The organism is Pseudoalteromonas sp. 2CM28B (genome assembly GCF_023161935.1).
The window spans coordinates 1-599 of record NZ_JALNTH010000116.1 but is presented as its reverse complement, the minus strand read 5'-3'; the positions used below and the strand labels follow the sequence as shown (position 1 = coordinate 599).

Below are 599 nucleotides of genomic sequence, written 5' to 3'. Positions count from 1 at the left end.
TGGGCTTCTTGGATAACTTTGGCATTGTAACTCTGGCCTTCTAATTTAAGTACCGCAGGAGAATCAATTGATAAATTCAGCTTTTTATTTGGAGAAACTTTTGCTTCAACCCATAGTTGTTTTTCATCTGCTAACAACATTACTGAATCACCAGCATCAACACGTTGCCCTTGGATAAAATCGTCTTGAAGTACAACCCCTTCACGCTGAGCAATTAATGTATATTGCCCAAACGCTTTTATGTCTTTGTTAGAAATGCCATCTATTGCTTTTTCAGTTAACCCTAAAGCAATAAGCTTCCCGTAACTCGCATTGTATGTAGTCTCTGCTTGTAATAATCTACTTTCACTCACCGTCTTGTTACCCAGCTTTTTCACACGTTGCCATTCGGTTGAAGCGATTAAATAGTCAGCCTGTGCTTGTGCCATTGCTTCACTAAATAATGTAACTAACTTCTGACCTATTTCTACATGCTCTCCAAGCGCTGCATGGCGACTAATAATGACTGACTCTGTACGTGGCGATACCACATAACTTTTATAGCCATTAGCTTTTATTTCGCCAGGTGCATATACGGAGCTAAATTGATATTCAGGCTT

General features: G+C 39.4%; 1 protein-coding gene. It reads right to left on the bottom strand.

Annotation, left to right across the window (positions count from 1 at the left end; genetic code table 11):
* A partial coding sequence (locus tag MTN96_RS36885) for an efflux RND transporter periplasmic adaptor subunit (RefSeq protein WP_248534860.1) occupies positions 1-599 on the bottom strand: 599 nt, incomplete at both ends.